Source organism: Tunturibacter gelidoferens (genome assembly GCF_040358255.1).
In the GTDB taxonomy this organism is placed as follows: domain Bacteria; phylum Acidobacteriota; class Terriglobia; order Terriglobales; family Acidobacteriaceae; genus Edaphobacter; species Edaphobacter gelidiferens.
In genome coordinates, this window is sequence record NZ_CP132938.1 from 3,222,141 (window position 1) to 3,238,249 (window position 16,109).

The window sequence follows — 16,109 nt, forward strand, 5'->3', positions numbered from 1 at the left end:
CTTGTCTTCTGAAAGACAAGGATCGTGGCGTAGAGTACTAACGTAGACGGAGGCTTACTGACTTGCCCGCATCGAAGAGCATCTCTCGGCTGAAAACACCTATCCCAGCATCCTCCAAAGGGACCAAACGGGGCATCCACGCTGTTGCGGAGCGTGCTGGCGTTTCTATCGCAACGGTCTCAAGAGTAATGAATGGCGTCACAAACGTCGATGCAAAGCTCGCGCGTAAAGTTTGGAAAGCCGTTTCTGAAACGGAATACGTTCCGAATCGCCACGCTCAAGCTTTAATCTCCGGCCGCACCCGTCTCATCGGCCTTCTTGTCCCCGATATCATGAATCCGTTCTTCCCCGAGCTCATCCATGGATTCGAACAGGCAGCGACCGCTCAGGGCTTTGGAATTCTCATTGGCTCGACTCACGATGTAGCTAGTGAGACCGAAGATTGGGCCCGACGCATGTTGGAGCACGGTGTCGAAGGACTGGCGCTGCTGACCTTCAAAGAAGAAGATCCCCATCTCTACGATCTTCTAAAGAAGACGCCGATGGTTCAAATCGAAGCTGGTAAAACACCAGACGGGCCCGAAATCATCGCAGTAGATTACGAAACTGGCATTCGCCAAGCCGTGCAGCACCTAGCCGCGCTCGGACATCGCGACATTGTCTTCGCGGCCGGATCGCCCGATAACTTCACTGCCGAACTTCGTCGAACCTGCTTTAGGAAAGCGATGCGCGAGATCGGAATTGTGGTTACCAACGCGATCTTCGACGAGGAGCACACCCTTGAAGGCGGCATCGCTGCAGCGCATAAAATCCTTGGACGAAAGATCCTTCCCACCGCCATGATCTGCTCCAACGACCTCATGGCTATTGGAGCCCTTAAAATTCTGCACTCCAGAGGTCTCGACGTCCCAAAAGACATGTCCCTAATTGGTCTCGACGATATTCATCTTGCGGAGTTCACTTCGCCCCCGCTCACGACGGTTCGAATTCCTCGTACACAACTTGCCGAAGCATGTTTTGATCTACTCTTCCGAAAACTAAGGCCGTACGAGGACGCGCCCACGAGACAAATTGTGTCTACATACCTCGTGATTCGCGAATCGACAGGATTCCCTCCTCATGCTTTACAGGCTGCTGCCGCCAAGGGTAAAGAACGATCATAAAGAAAAAAATCTTGTGCGGTTTTCCCGCGATCCTGGTCATTTGTTCTTTGCCTCTCTATGTCGGAGTCATTCCGGTTTCGTACCACTCGCTTACAGTCGCGATGGTGATGCTCGCGTAGGCGCCCGGTGCCAGCAGGATATGTACCGGTTCAAGCCAAGAATCGGGGCGATCACTGCCAGCTATCAGTTGATAAACGCAAAGTATTGGACGTGATGCGATTGGCGTCTCACCCTGAGAGTTAGCATTCGGCTCGAAATCAGTGCCGAATCTGACCACTCGAATCGGAGGCGACATGCCACTGACTGAACCAAATTCTTCGCTGTCGATTGCTCAGGCTGAAATCAGTTCCACCGTTTCACCCGTAGATTCTGCTCACACGATCCGAAAGCCGCCCAGGGGAGCACAGGGAAAGCGACATTGCAGTTGAGCCTCTGTTGACTGCTGATGACGTTGCAAAACGCCTCAACGTAAGTACGGATTGGGTCTGGGACCACTCGTCGCGGAAAAAGCCACTTCTTCCGGTTATTCGCATGGGAGATGGCACACTTCGTTACCGGGCAAACCGGATCGAAGCGTTCATTGATGAACGCGAAAGAGTCTCTTCCATGGGTCGCCGCGCCAGCTAAAATGGAAGAGCCCACTGTCTTCCCCCACAGAACTTGAGGAACGATGGGCATCTCGCATCAGACGGGCTCGATCATCCAACGCGGCAAGGCTTGGTATGGCTTCTACCGCAAGGACGTGATCGACGCCACAACCGAAGATGTCCGATCCGTTCGCGTGTGCGTTCGGCTCGGCCTGAAATCGCAGATGACGAAGCTTAAGGCGCGAGATGCGCTGAAAGCTGAGATCGCCAAGCAGACTGGCCAACTCGCGGACGGCAGAATCCTGAAGGATGGATCTGTCACCTTTGAGTGGTTCGTTCGCAACCGCTACTTTCCGATTAGGCAGGGAGACTGGCGGCCAGAAACGGCGAAGGAAAAGACAGCTCAGATTGAGATCGACCTGATCTCCAAGTTCGGTTCCAGAGCTTTGGACTCGATCGACAAGTTTGAGCTGCAAACGCATGTGAACCATCTGGCAAGGACATACTGCCAGGATCGGGTGAAACAGGCGCGCTCCTATCTCAAGTCCATCTTCGATGAAGCAATTGAGCAAGAGTTCCTGGTCAAAGATCCGACCCGCACGCTGAAGATTCCCAAGAATCTCCGGCCGAAGGACAAACAGATTCTGACCTGGGAGCAATTGCGAGCGGTACTGAAAGCGGCATCAAAGCGGGATCGCATCCTGCTTATGCTGGACATGACCGACGCGCTTCGCCCCAGCGAACTCTTCGCTTTTCGCTGGAAGTCCTTCGACGACGTGAATACGTTGTCGATCACCGAAACGATCTACCGAAGGAAGATTCGGCCCTTTGGCAAGACTCCAGGGAGCATGACGAAGGTTCATCTGCCGGATGGACTTGCCGCCGAGCTCAGGCAGTGGAAGTTGGAATGCCCAGACCCATCTCCGGACGCGCCGATCTTCCCGAACGCGGACGGCGGATTCCTGGACCCGGCCAACTTCCGGTACAGAGTTTTGAAGCCAATTCGGGAGGCGTTGGAACTCCGAAAAGCTGAATTTTCAGGTGCTCCGGCGGACCATCGCCACCCGGGCACAGAAGCTGGGTTCAGTGAAGGATGTTCAATCGCACCTGCGGCACTCACGAGCAGATACCACAGCAAACGAGTACATGCAGGAGCTTCCTGAGAGTGTGCAGCAGATGGTAGGAACGGTCTACGCGATGCTCACGTCGACGGCAACCGAGCAGCAGCGGGCAGGTAGGTTTGAGCCGGTATAACCGGCGCAGTTGATGCCAGCCGGTAAAGTTTGGCATCAAATGGCATCAAACCACTTCCGCCAATGTCGCTATGTTGTTGATTATATGGTGGGCACAGCAGGATTCGAACCTACGACTTCCACCGTGTGAAGGTGGCACTCTACCGCTGAGTTATGCGCCCGGAACGGCTTCGGCTGACTACGCGAGCCGCTCGCCTAAGCTTTTGTATAGAATAGCATTCCTCGCTTCTCAAGACCAGATTCCAACTAGCCAGCCATTAGTTATGGGCAATACTTGGGTACGGCCTTTCGATGACGGTACAATCGACCAGCAGATGTCCGCTCCCTCTCCGAATTTTGGTCACCGAGACCCCCATGATCCCCTTGAGCAAGAAGGCTCGGAGGAGATTCCGGCGAAATTTGATCAAAAGGCGCAACCCCGCGAGAAAGATGGGGTTGAGGATGATATGGCTACGCTGGCGATCAATCCGAGACTCTTTGAAAACCTTCAGATTGCAGAGACGCATCGTGCGACCGGCGACTTTGGACAGATGGATGACGCCGCAATCATGCTCGAGTTGCGCGCCGGAAACATGGCCGGGTTCGATTTTCTCATCCAGAAATACCGCAAGCCCATTGTTCACTTCATGTATCGCATGGTTCACAACCAGGCGGTCGCAGAAGAGCTGGCTCAGGAGGTCTTCCTCAGGGTCTACCGTTCGCGCGAGACCTATCGTGCCGAAGCTCGGTTCAGTACCTGGCTCTACCGGATCGCCACCAACCTTGGCGTCAACTATGCACGCGACACCAGGCACGAACGGACCGCTTCTACCGTCTATCTCGATGAGGCGGATTCCGAAACCGGGACAACGCCCGATGTCGCGGACTCTACGCCGGATGTTGAAGCCAAGCTCCTGAGACAGGAACGTCTCAATGCTATTCGCCAGCATGTACTCGCGCTTCCGGAACGGCAACGCATGGCTGTACTCATGCACAAGTATGAGGGTATGGATTATAAGCAAATTGGTGACGTTCTCAAATTGAGCGAGTCCGCCACGAAGTCGTTGCTCTTCCGCGCCTACCAGACGCTGCGCGACAAGCTGAAGGCTTTTGTTTAGGTTCGCTGGAGTTTTACGCGCGCATCTTTGACGCGCTGCCGAAAAGAAATTGGAAAGGTTCACAATGATCTGTAAAGACTGCCAATCCGCAATCGTCGATCTTCTTCTGGATCCGGGCGCGCCTGCGAGTCGAGACATGCAAGTCCATATTGAGTCGTGCCCCGCCTGCGCTCAAGAGTTTCAATCGATGCAGGCTACCTTCGCACTGCTCGATACCTGGCACGCTCCAGAGCCGTCCCCGTACTTCGATCAAAAGCTAGCTGTGCGACTCCGCGAAGAGCAGACACTTGCGCCGGCCGGTTGGTTCGAGCGGCTTAGGTCTCGTCTGCTTTTCAATACGGGGCGTCAGCTTCGCCCGGCGCTTGCTGGAGGCCTTGCGTTGGTTCTCTTGTTGGGCGGCGGAGCTGTCGCCAATTTCACCGGATTCCCTCACTCAACCCCCGAGACCTCGGCGACGGTTCAAGACCTGCAGATCCTCGATAAGAACGATCAAGCGCTGCAAACGATGGATCAACTCTTGCAGGACGACGCTCCGGCCGATGATTCTACCGCCCCGCCCAGCAGCTAGTCTCCCGGGCAGGATGTTCGACTTCAAGAAAATTCGATTGAAGGGAGATGGAACACGATAAGCTGCTCTGAACACAAAGTCTTATGAAACTGCATTTCTTTTACACGTTGAAAACATGCCATCTTTCTTTCAGTTACGGCCTTCTGCTCGACTAGTTTTTGCCGGGATGATCCTGTCATCCGCGACGATGATTGCTTTGGCCCAGCCGGGACCTGCGCATAGAGCGGGGGTGGCTCTTCGTGCGCCTATTGGTCAGTCGCGTCCAAGCCCTCCTGTGCCGGCGCCAGCGCCGAAGAGGAATCAGGAACACCTGGCCCAGTGGATGGACCGTCATAGCAACCTTCCTCTTGCGGAACAACAGCGTGCTTTGGAAAATGAGCCTGGCTTCCGCGATCTTCCCCCGCCGACTCAGCAGCGCATGCGCGATCGTCTGACGCAACTGAATAACATGTCACCGGAGCAGCGCCGAAGAATCCTTGACCGCACCGAAGCGATGGAGCGTCTCACGCTGCCGCAACGACAGCAAGTTCGCGGCGCCATGCAGCAACTTGGTGGGCTCCCTGAAGACCGTCGCCGTCTCGTTGCGCGGGCCTTCCGCGATCTTCGCGAGATGCCTCAACCTCAGCGCCAGGCTATCCTCGACTCTGACCGCTTTCGTGGGCAATTTTCAGATCAGGAGCGGAGCACACTCTCCAATCTTCTCGCTGTCGAACCATATCTTCCGGTTCGGCGGCCAAATGACGGTACTTCCTACGGAAAATGATTCGGTAGCGCATGTTTTCTACAAGGAGGTAGCCGCCCGAAGGCGGCTATTTTTGTTGCAGGGAAGGGGCAGGGCTATGGGTGAGGGACACCGTCTGCTTTTTGGCCCAGCTTCTAGAGGCTATCTCCGGAGGTAGACGATCAAGCCAATCAGGATTGCGGCGAGGTGATCGCAAAGTCCAAACAGATCCGAGATATCTCCTGAACGGTCTCCCTCCCCATAGTGGATACAGTCTGCGCTGGTCCCGGTTTACTATCCATACAACTTTGGAAGAAGGATTGTGGTTCCTTTGCGCAAGGCGCAGGGGGTGCCCCTTGACCTGGTTGCTCTGCCCGGCCTAACCTATGGGTATGCACATGCAGCACAGCTTCTGTTGTTGTCGCCACTCCCCGCTGGCCTGACACCTGTGCTCCGGGTCTGCTGTTCAAGCCGACTCCGATTTAGACTCGTCTCACATAAATCTAAGAAAGAATCGAGATCTTCCATGAAGCTCTTCGCCAGTCTTTTTCTGGTCGCAGTCTCTGCCGTCGCTCAGGGTTCGAAGCAAGGTGCAATCGTCGGTCCGTGGGTGGGCGATGCTACGGTCCACGGACAGCAGGTTCCTGTTCGTCTCGAAATTACCGGTAGCGGTAATGGTCTTCAGGCGGCTCTGCTCAACGGCCCGGAACGCAGCCCCGCGTCTGGCGTCAGTTATGTTGGCAATCATCTGGTGGTCACGTTCAACTACTACGCGAGGACGCTTGACGCGACGGTAGCTGATGGTCACTTGACGGGGACGTTCGGCACGATTGCTACACGCTATCCGGTCAGTTTGAGTTTGCATGGGGCGGCTGCTGGCGCGGTTGGAGCGGGGGACCAGGATATTCACGGGGATTGGGAGGTCGAGGTTAAATCGTCCAAGGGCGAGTCGGCGTGGCAGCTTCGCATTGAACCTGCTGCTCAATCGAACCAGGTGAAGGCGGTGATTCAGCGCATCGATGGAGATACTGGCGCTCTTTATGGAGGCTGGACAGGGCACGAGTATGTGATTGGGCACTTCACTGCTGCTGGGCCTGCGCTTTATAGCGTGGCTCCGCAGACGGATGGGACGTTGCTGGTTTCGAATATGCTGCGGGCGGATGTGAATGAGCAGCAGAATCTTGTCGCTCGCAGGCCTGCACAGGCGCGGGCTGCGGCGCTTCCCGGGATGACGGATCCTACGCAGCAGACTACGGTGAAAGACCCGTCTGCGCGGTTTGCATTCAGCTTTCCGGATCTTAGCGGGAAGTTGGTTTCTAATACCGATCCGCAGTTTGATGGGAAGGTTGTGATCGTTGCGATTGGCGGGTCGTGGTGCCCTAACTGCCACGATGAAGCGCCTATGCTCGAGAGCCTTTATAAGCAGTTTCATAACCGGGGATTGGAGATTGTGAACCTGTCGTTTGAAGAGGCGGACCAGTTGAAAGATCCGACGAGATTGCGTGCTTTTATTGAGAAATATGGGCTTACTTACACGGTTCTGGTGGCGGGTGAGACGGAGCAGTTGAACGAGAAGATTCCGCAGGGGGTGAACTTGAACTGCTGGCCTACTTCGTTTTTTCTGGGAAGAGATGGGCGGGTGAGGGAGGTCCATGCGGGGTTTGCCGGGCCGGCGAATCCGCCGGCGCATGAGGCGCTGGTGAAGGAAGTTACTGAGCTGGTGGAGCGGCTGCTTGAGGAACTGGTTCCGACTCAGTCTGCTTCGCGCTGATTTTGCGATTGTTTTTAGAAAAAAGTTTGACCCCGGGGAGACCCGGGGTTTTGCTGTTTTTGCTGAGGTTTTTGAGGGTATTTTGGAAAAACGTGGTGGCTGGACGTGGTTTTTTGGTGGTGAGAACGTGGTGGATTGCGTGGTAAACGTGGTGGGAAAGATGTCGTTTTTTTGGCGATGAAAAATACGCCAAGTTTTTGAACTTTATTTTCGGATGGCCCGCCTAGGTGCGGTTCAGGTTGTGATGGGTTCGTTGTAGACTCCGAATTCGGCTATGCCGGGAGGGCGGCCGATGCCTTCGAGGGTGAGGCGAACGCGTTGCGCGGTGACCCGGCGAAATTGGTGGAGCTGGAAGGTGGAGGGGGTTCGACCGTTTAGGATGTCGGTCCACCTTCCGTTGCCCGTTTCATTGCCCGTTCCGTTGTTCCAGAGTTGCAGACGGTAGGAGGCGATTCTGCTGTCTGGTCCGTACTGCTGGAGGTAACGAGGTTCGACGATGGAGATCGTGTTGAACGCGGTCGGTCTTTCGAATGCGATCTCGAGCCAGGACGAGTTCTGGTGCTGGTCGCAAACCCCCTGGTCGCAGATCCAAAAGCTGTCGAACTTGTTATCGTTTGCGAGGTCGGGTCCGATGGTGTCGGGGCTGCTGCTTGCGAAGGATGGCTTGGCGAAGGCGAGGTTGGGGGTCGTGATGGCCACCGACGGTTGCAGGCGGGGCGCGGTGCCGGGGTGCTTCCAGAGTTGGCCAATCTCCGCGAGGCGCTTGATTGCGTTGTCGTCGAATCGGCCGTCTGTGTTGGGCGCGACGTTGAGGATGAGATTGCAGTGCTGCTCGTTGAACGGGATGAGCCAGTCGTTCACGATCTGCCGGGCGGAACGAAGTTCCTGCGTGGGGTAGTCGCGCTTCCAGAACCATTCGCTTTGCAGGGTCGTGGCGGATTGTGAGGGGACGAGGCTGTCGGCGGGAATCTTCTGCCCGGCGTGTTGCTCGTATTGGCGGATGTCGGTGTAGTAGAGCGCGGAGCCTGGATACTGGCTGGCGTTGTAGTCGGTGACGAGGCAGTTGGGCTGGAGATGTTTGACGTGATCGTAGATTTCGCGGAAGGGAAGCTGGTCGTAGGTGATGCGCGTCCAGGGGGCGTTCCAGCCGTCGAAGATCATGGCTGTGATCTCGCCGTAGTTGGTGAGGAGCTCGGTCAGTTGTGCTTTGATCAACTCGACTTTGCGGGGAGTGATCTGATATGGGCGGATGTCGGCGCGAAGATCGAAGATGGAGAGGTAGAGGCAGACCTTGAGGCCGTGACGACGGAACGAGTCCACGTAGGCGCGGACGATGTCGTGTTGGAAGGGAGCGTCTTTGACGCTTGGGCTGGTGGTTGCGGTGGGCCAGAGGCAGAAGCCGTCGTGATGCTTGGTCGAAAGACACCCGTAGGTCATTCCGGCCGAACGAGCTGCCTGCGCCCACTGATCGGTGTCGAGATGCGCGGGGTTGAAGAGTTGAGGTGAGGCTTTGGGGTCTCCCCACTCGCGCTGCTCGAAGGTGGCCATGTTGAGGTGGATGTACATGCCGAATCGTAGGTCGAGGAACTCCTGCTGGAGCTGGAGCATCGGCTTGTGGGGCTTCGCCTGTGTTTGCGCGATCAACTGAGTTGCGCTTGGGATCGATCCAGCTGCTGCGATTACGCCGTAGGTGAACTGACGCCGATTGATTGCTGACAAGGCGGGGCTCCTGTTTTCGATAGCTACGGCTTTTGTCCTGCCGGACGGGCCCACTGCGCGTGGGGCGGTCACTTCGTGACTTGTGTACCGGTCTTGGTGAGTGAAGTGCTTGGGGCCTCCCGTTGGTCGGCTGAGAAAGAGGCTAGTTTTTGAAGAAGTTTTTGGCTAAGAAGATTACGTTGGCGGGACGCTCTGCCAGGCGGCGCATGAAATAGGGGTACCACTCGGGGCCGAAGGGGACGTAGACGCGGACGCCGAAGCCTTCGGCGGCGAGACGGCGCTGGAGGTCGCGACGGACGCCGTAGAGCATCTGGAACTCGAAGGCCGACTTGTCGATGTTGTGCTCACGGACGAAGGTTTGCATCTGCTCGACGATGGCTTCGTCGTGGGTGGCGATGCCGCAGAAGACACCTTTGCCGGTGGTTGAGCTGGAGAAGGTGACCATGCGTTTCATGAGTTTGACGTAGTTGGCGTCGACGTCTGATTTGGCGGGGAAGGCGATCTCGGGGCCTTCCTTGTAGGCTCCCTTGCAGAGGCGGATGCGGATGTTTTCGTTGAGGAGGCGTTCGGTGTCGGCTTCGGTGCGGAAGAGATAGGCCTGGAGGACGGTGCCGACGGCTCCGGGGAATTTTGCGGCGAGGTGCTCGGTCATGACGATGGTGGCTTCGGTGTAGGGGGAGCCTTCCATGTCGATACGGACGAAGGATTGGACGTGGGCGGCGTGCTCGACCATCTCGCCTACGATGCGCTCGGTGAGGGCGGGGTCGAAGTCCATGCCGACCTGAGAGAGTTTGACGCTGACGTTGGCGTTGAGGCCGCGGGTGTGAATGGCGTCGAGGAGCTGGTGGTAGATGTCGGCGGACTTGCGGGCTTCGGCTTCGGTGGTGACGGATTCGCCGAGGGAGTCGAGGCTGACGGCGATGCCTTCTTTGTTGACACGCTGGCAGGCGGCGAGGGCTTCCTCGACGGACATGCCGGCGACGAAGCGGCCGGACATCTTTTTGCCTACGGTGGAGCGCTCTGAGAAGGAGCGCAAAGACTTGTTTTGAGAGAGAGCAATGAAAGCAGATCGCAGCAAACGTGGTACCCCTGAATTCGCCAATTGGCGCGAGCTCTATTGTTTCACGGGATGAGTGCGAAGGGCGAGGCGGGGGTGGTGCCTCAATGGCGTCGGGAGGGATCGTCTATTCGGAGGGATGAAGGGGCTGCTCGCCCCAGTGATCGGAGTGGATTGGTTTAACGTTCTGCCAGTCTTTGAGGCCGCCGGCCGACGTTACCTTCGGCGTCACCAACTGCCGTATCCGCGCCGCGGTTTGGATGGGATAAAGAAGTAAGTAGAGCAAAGCGATGTGGCCGGTACCGGATGTACGGGCACTGAGAATTACGGCGACTGCTGCAACGCCGATCAGGAGCCAGCTGGTCCAACTCCAAAGTGGCTTGGCGACCAGCACGCGCACCGGTTCGAGTTCAGCCTCGCTCCAGATTTCACCCTTGAGGCCACGCTTGAATCGGTGTTCTGCCCAGAGGGAGAGAGCTAATCCGATGGCAAATGGCGCGAAGTATGCGAATCGCAGACGATCAGTCCACAGGACAGCCCAGAAACCTTCCCCGTTTGCAGTCAGGCGTGGGATATGTACGAAGGACAGGAACCATGTGCTCGCTGCTATCACTGCGCCTGCGATGGCCCAGGTTACGAGCTGCTTCGGGTCTGGGCTTCGCTTCGCCATGGCGAGATTATCGACAGCTGTGAGGTGCTCTGAGACCCGGGCGCCAGTAAATTCAGTTATCCATTCTTATCAGGTATCGGCTTTCGCGGAGGTGTTGATGCAGGTCGGCGAGATGGGTGAGGTACTGATTGAATCCTGTGGCTACGCGTTTCATCATCTTCTCTCTCTTTCCGACGGCTGCCATGAGATAGCACTCTTTGCCCATGGCCGAGTAGAAGTTGATGTTGTGGCGGTGCTTGTTCTGGGTTTGAAAGAATCCGGCGTAGAGAAGAATGTGTGCGCCGGCTGATTCCATCCATAGCGGGTTCTTCGCGCTGGTTAGCTGTCGCATCATGAGCTCGGCGATCTGGGTGAGGTCCGCGAACTGGCGAAATTCGTGATCGCCGGGGTTGTAGTCAGAAGAGAGGAGCTCGGTTCGGTCGACCGACTGGAGGCAGAAGTGACCAAGCACGCTTGCGAGATAGACTCCGGTCGAGTCTGAGATCTGGGACCACTGCTCACTTCCTATCGCTTCGTGGAGATGGGAGGCCCAGAAGTTCAGCGCACGTTCTTCGGTGACCCCATACAGCTCGTCGAAGTAGTTGGTAGATGACATATCCGAACCCCCGGCCCTAGGTTTGCGAACAGTGTGTCCTTGTTATCGGCTATCTCTCGTGCGCGGAGAGTATTTAATTGGTTGGACGTAATCAAGTGATTACCTCCTCCCTCTATTTATTTGTTTTTGGCGGCAGCTTGATATCGATGGCTGGGCTGTGTGTTAGCGGCTCCGCGGGGAGAGGCGCTCGCGGCGTAAAGGGTCGGGTGTGATGATGACGTTGGTGATTCCGGTCTCGTTTTCCATGGAGAGAAAAATGAAGCCCTTTGCGGTGTCTGGTTAGAAGCCGGGTGGGTTTTCGTGGGCTACGTTGAAGTGGCGCTCGAGGGCCAGGCCAGCTCGGGCGATGGTGCCCTCGTCGAAGAGGCGGCCGATGAGGGTGACTCCGTGTGGGACGCGGCGGGGTGGGTTGAACTTGGGGAGGGGCTTGGCGGGGTCGGGTGCCCAGTCGCTGCGGGCCTCGGAGACTTCGACGAATCCGGCGCGGAGAGTGAGGGAGGGATGGCCGGTGAAGTTGGTGATGGTGAGGATCTCGTCGCGGAGGGAGGGGACTAGGAGGAGGTCCGGTGCGTTGGGGCCAGAGCTGAAGATGCGGGCCATCTCGAGGGCGACCATGCGGCGGAGGCGGTCGGCCTGGACGTAGTCGACTGCGGAGAGAAAGCGGGACTGGCGGAAGGTGTTGGGCCAGGCGTCGGGGACCTGGGCTTTGAGCTGGTCGAGCTGATGGTTGAGGGTGATCTCTTCGAAGGCGGCGGCGGCTTCGGCGAAGAGGATGAGGTCGAGGTTGTCGTAGGGCCAGTCGGGGAGTGTGACTTCGACGGGGGTCATGCCGAGGGTGGAGATGGCGGCGAGGGCGGCGCGGTCTACGTCGGTGGCGGGGGCTTCTTTCATCCACTGGGGGAAGTAGCCGATTTTTAGATTTTTTATTGGGGCGGTTGCGTCGAAGTCTAGTTTGCTGGGGACGCAGGCTACGTCTTTGCCGTCGGGGCCGGTGATGGTGTTGAGGACGAGCATGGTGTCTTCGACGCTGCGGGCCATGGGGCCGAGTTTGTCGAGGGACCAGCAGAGGGTCATGGCTCCGGTGCGGGGGACGCGGCCGTAGGTGGGGCGAAGGCCGGTGACTCCGCAACGCATGGAGGGGCTGACGATGCTGCCTCCGGTTTCAGAGCCGATGGCGAAGGCTACGAGGCCTGCGGCGGTGGCGGCTCCGGGACCTGCGCTGGAGCCGGAGGAGCCTTCTTCGAGGAGCCAGGGGTTCATGGTTTGGCCGCCGAACCAGACGTCGTTGAGGGCGAGAGCGCCGAGGGAGAGCTTGGCGATGAGGACGGCTCCAGCTGCGTTGAGGCGTTCGGTGACGGTGGCGTCGGCGGTGGGGATGCGGTGCTGGAAGGGCTCGGCTCCCCAGGTGGTGGCGATGTTGGCGGTGTCGAGGAGGTCCTTTGCACCCCATGGGATGCCGTGGAGTGGGCCGCGATAGTGGCCGGCGGCGATTTCAGCGTCGGCGGCTTTGGCTTGCGCGAGGGCGTGATCGCGGGTGAGGGTGATGATGCAGTTGATCTTGGGATTGAGGCGTTCGATGCGCGCGAGATAGATCTCGGTGAGGCGCGTGCTGGTGAGCTTGCGAGTCTCGATCCAGCGGGAGAGCTGGTGGACGGGGGCGAAGGCGATGGCTTCGTCGGTGGTGGGGAGTGGGGCGTCGGATTGGGTGCGGAGGAACTCGTTTTTTGTGGGGAGGGTGGGCTGGCCGGGGAGGATGGAGTTGACGAGGGAGTACGGTGCGGTGGTGTCGGCGATGGCCACTTTGCGTGGACCGGTGCGGCGCTCGTAGAGAGGAGCCATGGCGGCTCGCCAGTTGCCGGCGGCCTGGGCTCGGTCTTTTTCGGTGAGAGGGAACTGGACGAGCTTTTCGGCTTCGGCGAAGGTGGCGGGGGAGACCTCGGGGCCTACAGAGGGCGAGGTGCCGAAGGCTGGTGGTGCGCCGGGAGTGGTTGGGGTGGAGGGGGTTTGGGCGAGTGCGGAGGCGGAGGCGGAGGCGGAGGCGAGCAGGGTGAGGGTGCTTTGGGTCAGGAATTCGCGGCGGGATTTCGACATTGGTTCCTCTGGGGAGGATTGTAGCGGGAGAGGGCTGGACACCGAAGAGACTTGTCCTGCCGGACGGGCCCACTGCGCGTGGCGCGGTCACTTCGTGACGGGTATACCTTGTCTTGGTGCGGTAATGTGCTTGGGTCCTCCCGTTGGTCGGGCTAGTCGGGGACCTGCCAGCCTACTGGGCTTTGGGCGAGGGTGATGGTGGCGGTGGCCTGGCTGGTGGTGGCATGGGCCATGGCAGGGAAGGCGGCCTGAACGTCGTGACTCTCCGCCCAGACGGGGACTTCTTTCATGGTGTAGCTGTAGGTGACTGTGGTCTCTTTGAAGCCGTTGGCGACTGCGACGGGGGTGAAGCTGCCGATGCTGGTGACTTCGCGGTGGCCGTAGCAGAAGCGCGGGGCGTAGCGGGTTCCGGCAGGGGCTACTGTGTAGCGGCTGACGTGGATGCTGGTCTCGACGGACTTCTCGAGGAGAAGATTTTTGACGAGGGTGTCCATCTGCTTTGTTTTTTCAGGGTCGCTGGTCTCAAAGGGAAAGCGTGTGTCGGTGAAGAGGCACTCGGGATGGTCGAGGTAGTGGTTGTTGATGCCGGTGGTGAAGTTGGCGGGGGTCGCGGCGGCTTTCCCGGTGTTGTTGCATCCCGTAAAGACGAGAGGGGCAATAGTTAGAAGGCTAAGTGCGGCGGCGGCGAGTGCGGTTGAGGCGGGCTTGCATTGAACGATTTTCATCGCTTCTCCTGTCACTTTTACTAGTTGGATGCAGCTGAGAGGGATGAGAGAGTTGTGGGAGCGTTTGTAACTGAGAGTGGTTCAGGTTTTTCGATGTGTCAGCGGGTGCGCGAGTCGGCGTACGCTTATTCAACCAAGGGGACAAAAGAGAGCGAAGGAGAGTGCGATGAAGCTTATGAAAGGGCTGTTGATAGGTACGGTTGTTTTGGGAACGTTGAGTGCGCTGGGCCAGGCTCCCGCCGATGCGAACACAGGACGGCCGACGACGGAGGATGATATTGCGGTTTTGCGGCAGGATATTCAGGCGGATAAGACTGAGATTATCACTCGCAGTATGCAGTTTACGGACGACCAATCGAAGGCCTTCTGGCCGGTGTACCGCAACTACGCGCATGATCAGCAGGTCATCGGGGATCAGCGGGTGTCGTTGATCAAAGACTATGCGGCGAACTATGACCATTTAGACGACACCCAGGCGCAGTCTTATATCGAGCGGGTGTTGAAGTTCGATGAGGACAGCCTGAAGCTGCGAAAGAGTTACGTGTCGAAGTTCGAGAAGGCGATCGGAGCGAAGCAGACCGCGAAGTTCTATCAGGTCGATAACCGGTTGAGTCTGCTGGTGAGTGTGCAGCTGGCAGCTTTGTTGCCGATTATCAAATGACGCGATCGGGAGAATAGGAGGTACCTGCTTCTTGATAAGCCGCTTGTGCAGGCTAGTCTGCGTCCAGGATTCCATCGGGGACGGGATCGAGCACGCCGATGGTCTTCATGGTGTCGAGTGTCTTTAGATTGGCCTGGACTGCAGCCCACTTCTCCGGGTCCTTTTTTGTCTCGATGGGGGATTGCGGGTCGGCGTAGTAGGCGATGAGGTCGTGTTTGACCTGGAAGGGAACGACGTTGTCGGGGTTCTTGGTGATCATGGCTAGAAGCTTTGCGTAGGTGATGTCGGTGAGGCGGTAGCCACCGGGTCGAATGACTTCGCCGGTATCGAGGTCGCGGTTGGCGATGTAGTGATCGATGGTGTCGTAGTTGGTGAGGACGAGACGCATGGCCTTGATGGATCGGTTCACGCTCTTGATGTAGAGGTCTTCGGTCTGTTGATTGGGGCCTTTGATAGCGAGGAGCTTGAAGACCCCGAACTTGGGCAGGATGTAGATGAAGCCTGCATAGAGATGGCTGCGGACGCCGGGCTTTTTGCGGTAGGCCTCCCAGTTGTTGTCGGTCGCGGCCTGGCGGAGGTCCACGGTGAGGGCGTCGAGATCGGGGCTGGGGAGATCGTCAGGGAAGTTCTTTTTGTGGAGGATGGTTTCGGCGCGGGCGATGTTGGGAAGGAAGCGGCGGACGGCGTAGCGGTAGACGCGGATGGAGGTTTGTTTGCTGCCGATGATGTCAGGGAGGCGGAGGCCGTAGGTCTCGAAGAACGCCTTGCGGAGAAGGACGATGGGAACCTCGAGGCCGACGAACTTGGTGTAGGCGGAGGGCGCAAAGCGCGCCTTGCTCAGCTGGTTGATGTCGAAGGCGAACTCTGTCTGGACGTGGGCGTGGGGATTCTCGGCGTAGTTTACCGAGCGACCGTATCTCTGCTCGAGCTTGGGGAACTCGATGGGGACAGATTCGTTGACGGCGTACTTGTGGCCGATGTTGTCGCCGATGTAGTGGGAGAGAGAGCCGATGGCGAAAGCCACTTCATCGGGCGTGTTGGCGTTGTGGATCAGAGAGAGGACGAAGTCGCCGGAGCGGACGTAGTGGGTGAGGTCGGAGAAGAAGGCGTTGCCGAAGGGATAGTAGCCGAAGTCCTGGATGGCGCTGCCACCGTAGGCGTAGGCGTGGGCCTCCTGGAGCTGGGCATCGGTGAGGGTGGGGAATTTTCTGAGCAGGAGCGGCCGGATGGACTGCTTCCAGGCCAGGTCGATGATCTCCTGATGGGTCTGCACAGAGTAGGGAACGGCGGGGATTGCCGTGAGAAGCAGAGCCGCGAGGGTTATTGTTTTGAGCAGGGTGGTACGGCGGTGGGTGGGAATGATGGTGTTCGTCCCTTCTGGCTTTTGGTCCTGCAGCATCTCTCACACTGTACATAGCTCGGGGGACGGAG

General features: G+C 58.0%; 14 protein-coding genes and 1 tRNA gene. 7 read left to right on the top strand and 8 right to left on the bottom strand.

Annotated elements, in window-relative coordinates; all coding sequences use genetic code 11:
• Positions 1–188 precede the first annotated feature (188 nt).
• Together RBB81_RS14265 and RBB81_RS14270 are read left to right on the top strand one after the other, a co-directional pair.
• Complete coding sequence (locus RBB81_RS14265) at positions 189–1,163, top strand: LacI family DNA-binding transcriptional regulator (RefSeq protein ID WP_423248021.1); 975 nt, start codon at positions 189–191, stop codon at positions 1,161–1,163.
• A gap of 670 nt (positions 1,164–1,833) precedes the next feature.
• A complete protein-coding gene (locus RBB81_RS14270; protein WP_353071105.1) occupies positions 1,834–2,913 on the top strand; it encodes a tyrosine-type recombinase/integrase in 1,080 nt (359 codons plus the stop codon).
• A gap of 176 nt (positions 2,914–3,089) precedes the next feature.
• On the opposite strand, the gene RBB81_RS14275 is transcribed toward RBB81_RS14270, so the two are convergent.
• Positions 3,090–3,164, bottom strand: a tRNA-Val gene (locus RBB81_RS14275).
• Between the two features lie 285 nt (positions 3,165–3,449).
• Between RBB81_RS14275 and RBB81_RS14280 the strand changes: the two genes are divergently transcribed.
• The 4 genes from RBB81_RS14280 (at position 3,450) to RBB81_RS14295 (ending at position 7,160) form a co-directional block, all read left to right on the top strand.
• Positions 3,450–4,100 (top strand): RNA polymerase sigma factor, encoded by a 651-nt coding sequence (locus RBB81_RS14280; RefSeq protein ID WP_353071106.1) that lies wholly within the window; start codon positions 3,450–3,452, stop codon positions 4,098–4,100.
• A gap of 64 nt (positions 4,101–4,164) precedes the next feature.
• Complete coding sequence (locus RBB81_RS14285) at positions 4,165–4,668, top strand: anti-sigma factor family protein (protein WP_353071107.1); 504 nt, start codon at positions 4,165–4,167, stop codon at positions 4,666–4,668.
• 322 nt (positions 4,669–4,990) lie between these two features.
• A complete protein-coding gene (locus RBB81_RS14290; protein WP_179582708.1) occupies positions 4,991–5,431 on the top strand; it encodes a DUF3106 domain-containing protein in 441 nt (146 codons plus the stop codon).
• Between the two features lie 484 nt (positions 5,432–5,915).
• Positions 5,916–7,160 (top strand): TlpA disulfide reductase family protein, encoded by a 1,245-nt coding sequence (locus RBB81_RS14295; RefSeq protein WP_353071108.1) that lies wholly within the window; start codon positions 5,916–5,918, stop codon positions 7,158–7,160.
• A gap of 234 nt (positions 7,161–7,394) precedes the next feature.
• Here RBB81_RS14295 and RBB81_RS14300 read toward each other — a convergent pair whose 3' ends face one another.
• The 6 genes from RBB81_RS14300 to RBB81_RS14325 all read right to left on the bottom strand — a co-directional run bounded on the left by RBB81_RS14300 (position 7,395) and on the right by RBB81_RS14325 (position 14,017).
• Positions 7,395–8,879 (bottom strand): alpha-L-fucosidase, encoded by a 1,485-nt coding sequence (locus RBB81_RS14300; RefSeq protein ID WP_353071109.1) that lies wholly within the window; start codon positions 8,877–8,879, stop codon positions 7,395–7,397.
• 142 nt (positions 8,880–9,021) lie between these two features.
• Entirely contained in the window at positions 9,022–9,957 is a 936-nt protein-coding gene (locus RBB81_RS14305) for a proline dehydrogenase family protein (RefSeq protein WP_179582713.1), read from the bottom strand.
• 106 nt (positions 9,958–10,063) lie between these two features.
• Positions 10,064–10,606: a hypothetical protein gene (locus tag RBB81_RS14310; RefSeq protein ID WP_179582715.1), complete on the bottom strand. Its 543-nt coding sequence runs from the start codon at positions 10,604–10,606 to the stop codon at positions 10,064–10,066.
• 52 nt (positions 10,607–10,658) lie between these two features.
• On the bottom strand, positions 10,659–11,201 hold the full coding sequence (locus RBB81_RS14315) for a hypothetical protein (protein WP_183788579.1): 543 nt from the start codon (positions 11,199–11,201) through the stop codon (positions 10,659–10,661).
• A gap of 279 nt (positions 11,202–11,480) precedes the next feature.
• Positions 11,481–13,292, bottom strand: coding sequence for an amidase (locus RBB81_RS14320; protein ID WP_353071110.1), 1,812 nt, complete (start codon positions 13,290–13,292; stop codon positions 11,481–11,483).
• A gap of 152 nt (positions 13,293–13,444) precedes the next feature.
• Complete coding sequence (locus RBB81_RS14325) at positions 13,445–14,017, bottom strand: hypothetical protein (RefSeq protein WP_183788575.1); 573 nt, start codon at positions 14,015–14,017, stop codon at positions 13,445–13,447.
• Positions 14,018–14,183: 166 nt separating this feature from the next.
• Here RBB81_RS14325 and RBB81_RS14330 point away from each other — a divergent pair, with 166 nt between their 5' ends.
• Positions 14,184–14,678: a hypothetical protein gene (locus RBB81_RS14330; protein WP_183788573.1), complete on the top strand. Its 495-nt coding sequence runs from the start codon at positions 14,184–14,186 to the stop codon at positions 14,676–14,678.
• A 52-nt stretch (positions 14,679–14,730) separates the two neighbouring features.
• Here the strand turns inward: RBB81_RS14330 and RBB81_RS14335 are convergent, their stop codons facing one another.
• Positions 14,731–16,077, bottom strand: a complete 1,347-nt coding sequence (locus RBB81_RS14335) for a zinc dependent phospholipase C family protein (protein ID WP_353071111.1) — start codon at positions 16,075–16,077, stop codon at positions 14,731–14,733.
• Positions 16,078–16,109 lie beyond the last annotated feature (32 nt).